Raw genomic sequence first — 3,362 nt, 5'->3', positions numbered from 1 at the left:
GGTGCCGGCGGACGGCCCGGGCACGTCCGCCCGGCCCGTCCCTCCCCCGCTGGCCGCGCGGGTGTCGTCGGCCGCGCGGGTGTCGTCGTCGCGGCGCCCACCGGCGGCCACGAACGGTGTCCGCGGTGTGCCCCCGGTCATGTCGGCGGGCGCAGCGACTCGGCGATCTCGACCGCCCGCAGCACCGCCGCCGCCTTGGTGCGGCTCTCGTCGTTCTCGGCCGCGGGGACGGAGTCGGCGACGATGCCCGCGCCGGCCTGCACGTAGGCGACACCGTCACGCAGCACGGCGGTGCGGATGGCGATCGCGGTGTCCAGGTCACCGCCGAAGTCCAGGTAGCCGACCACGCCCCCGTACAGGCCCCGGCGGGTGGGCTCGAGCCCATCGATGATCTCCATCGCGCGCACCTTCGGCGCGCCGGTGAGGGTGCCGGCGGGGAAGGTCGCCGTGAGGACGTCCACGGCCGAACGGTCCGCCGCGACCTCGCCGGTCACCGTCGAGACGATGTGCATGATCTGCGAGAACCGCTCGACGGCGGCGAACTCGACCACCCGCACCGACCCCGGCGTGCAGACCCGGCCCAGGTCGTTGCGGACCAGGTCGACAAGCATCACGTGCTCGGACCGCTCCTTGGGGTCGGCGAGCAGCTGCGCGGCGAGCTCGGCGTCCGCCTCCGGGGTGGCGCCGCGGGGCCGGCTGCCGGCGATCGGGTGCAGCAGGGCGCGGCGTCCCGTCACCGTCACGTGCGCCTCCGGCGAGGAGCCGATCACATCGTGGTCGTCGAAGCGCAGCAGGTACATGTACGGGCTCGGGTTGGACGCCCGCAGCACCCGGTAGATGTCCAGGGCGGCGGCCGTCGTCGGTCGCTCGAAGCGCTGGGAGACCACGATCTGGAAGCACTCGCCGGCCCGGATCTCCTCGATGGCGGCCTCGACGGACGCCTCGAAACGCTCCGGTGGGGTCGCCGAGACGAAGTCCGCGATCGACAGCTCCGCCGGCACGCCGGTGCTGGCCACGGTTGGCTCGGTCGACTTGCACAGGCCGGCCGTCATGACCTCGAGCCGCTGCAGGGCGTCGTCGTAGGCCGCGTCGAGGCCGCCGCCGCGGGTGAACACGTTGGCGATCAGCAGGCAGGAGCTGTCCCAGTGGTCGAAGACGGCCAGGTCGGCCGTGAGCATCATGCGCAGCTCGGCCATGCCCAGGTCGTCCACGGCGGTCGAGGGCAGCCGTTCCACCCGCCGGACGATGTCGTACGACAGGTAGCCCACCAGCCCGCCGGTCAGCGGTGGGGCGCCGGGCGGCCGGGGGGCGCGCAACGCCGTCCGCGCCGCCCGCAGGATCTCCAGCGGGTCGCCGCCGGTGGGCAGCCCCGGCGGCGGGTCACCCGCCTCCCAGACCGCCGACCCGTCACGTTCGGTGAGGGTGGCCGCGGCCCGGACGCCCACGAACGAGTACCTCGACCACGTCTCGCTGTTCTCGGCGGACTCCAGCAGGAACGTGCCCGGGCCGCCGGCGAGCTTGCGGTAGATCCCGACCGGGGTCTCGCCGTCGGCGAGCAGGCGGCGGGTCACCGCGACCACCGGGTACTCGGCGGCCAGCTCATGGAACCGCGAACGGCCGGGGCTGATCTCCCCTGTGGTCACGACCGGGCTCCTCTCACGGGTTCGGCGGCGTCCACCCGCCGGGCGTCCACCCGCCGGGCGTCGCCGTCGCGTGCCGGACCGGCGCCGGCCCGCGGTTCGTCCATGCTGGCCTGTACGTGGCCGATGCCGGCCCGTGCGTGGTCAATGCCGGCCTGTACGTGATCGATACCGGCCCGTACGTGGTCGATGATGACGGCTGGTAGCCGCCGGCCGTCGAAACAGCTCCGGCTGCCGGTGTGGCAGGCCGGCCCCACCTGGTCGACCTGGACCAGGACGGTGTCCCCGTCGCAGTCCAGCGACACCGAGCGGACCAGTTGCAGGTGGCCGCTGGTGTCACCCTTGACCCAGTACTCGCGGCGGCCGCGGCTCCAGTAGGTGGCCCGCCCGGTGGTCAGCGTCCGGTGCAGGGCCTCGTCGTCCATCCAGCCGACCATCAGCACCTCGCCGGTGTCGTACTGCTGGGCGACCGCCGGGAACAGGCCGGCGGCGTCACGTTTGAGCCGGCCGGCGATCGCGGGGTCCAGGCGGGGGGGTGGGGCGGGCATGTGCCCATTGTGCCGCGCCCGACGGCCTCGCATGCCCAATGAGCCGCATAGCCGATGAGCCGTGCCAGCGCGGCACGCCGGTGGGACGGGCGGAGCCGGGCGCACCTGTTCGTCCAGTATCCGTCCGGTAGTTGCCAGTTCGGCACGGCAGCGCCATGGTGACACTACGATCACTGTGTGACCCCGGTTGGACGAGCTGTCGCGGGCCTTCGGGCGCGGACGGCCACCACGCCTGGCCTGCTCCGCCTGCTGTCGGCGGGCCTGCTCGGCACGACGCTGCTGTTCTGGCTGGCCACGTTCGGCACCGGGCTGTCCCGCGCCGACGCGGTCGACACCGTCAGGAACGATGCCGGGCCGTCGTTCGCCGCCGCGCAACGCATCCACGCCGACCTGTCGGTCGCGGACGCCACGGTCGCCCGTGCCTTCCTGGCCGGCGGCGTCGAACCCGTCGAGCAGCGCCGGGTCTACGAGGAGTCGGTGGCGTCCGCCGCCCGCCGCGTCGTCGACCTGGCCCATGCCGGCGGACCACCCGAGGCGCGGGAGCCGCTGGCCACCCTCGCCCGCGAGATTCCGGCCTACACCGGCCTGGTGGAACGGGCCCGTGCCAACAACCGGTTCGGCAACGTCGTCGGCGCGGCCTACCTCCGGCAGGCGTCCACGCTGATGCAGTACACGATCCTGCCGGCCGCCGACACGCTGGCCGCCGTCGACGCCAGGCGGATCGACGCCTCCTACGACCAGGCCACATCCTGGCATCATCCGGTCCTGGTCACCCTCGCCGGGCTGGCGAGCCTGGCCGGCCTGGCCGCCGTGCAGGTGCTGCTGTACCGCCGCACGAACCGCGTGCTGAACCTGCCGCTGGTCGCCGCGGCCGCGCTGGTCGCCGGCGTGCTCGGCTACACGCTCAGTGCCTTCGCCGCCGAACGGTCGACGCTGCGCGACGGACGCGACGACGCCTTCCAGCCGATGACGCTCGTCGCCCAGGCGCGCAGCCTCGGCCTTCGCGCCTGGGGCGACGAGAGCCTGGCGCTGATCGCCCGGGGCAACGGCGCGCTGTTCGACCTGGACGCGACGCGGGTCGCCCAGCGCCTGGGCTACGGCGAGTCCGGCCGGGCACGGGACGACACGGCGCCGGGCGGCGCGGCCCCGGGCGGGGTGCCCGGCCCGCCGGTGC

Annotated in this window: 3 protein-coding genes; 1 reads left to right on the top strand and 2 read right to left on the bottom strand. The window is 74.3% G+C overall.

What is annotated here, in order from left to right:
- Positions 1-137: 137 nt before the first annotated feature.
- Together NBW84_RS23480 and hisI are read right to left on the bottom strand one after the other, a co-directional pair.
- A complete protein-coding gene (locus NBW84_RS23480) occupies positions 138-1,643 on the bottom strand; it encodes an anthranilate synthase component I (protein WP_250287482.1) in 1,506 nt (501 codons plus the stop codon).
- Positions 1,640-2,188 (bottom strand): phosphoribosyl-AMP cyclohydrolase, encoded by a 549-nt coding sequence (gene hisI, locus NBW84_RS23475; protein WP_250287480.1) that lies wholly within the window; start codon positions 2,186-2,188, stop codon positions 1,640-1,642. Before hisI ends, NBW84_RS23480 begins: the two co-directional genes overlap by 4 nt.
- A gap of 177 nt (positions 2,189-2,365) precedes the next feature.
- Here hisI and NBW84_RS23470 point away from each other — a divergent pair.
- Positions 2,366-3,362, top strand: a 997-nt coding sequence (locus NBW84_RS23470; protein WP_250287477.1) for a hypothetical protein, incomplete at its 3' end; no start/stop codon positions are given.

It is taken from the genome of Protofrankia sp. CiP1_Cm_nod2, assembly GCF_920664355.1.
Taxonomy (GTDB): domain Bacteria; phylum Actinomycetota; class Actinomycetes; order Frankiales; family Frankiaceae; genus Protofrankia.
This window is presented reverse-complemented; position numbering and strand designations above follow the sequence as displayed.

Coding starts and splice junctions, on each gene's coding strand:
- hisI (WP_250287480.1), bottom strand. CDS start 2,188: ATGCCCGCCCCACCCCCCCGCCTGGACCCCGCGATCGCCGGCCGGCTC.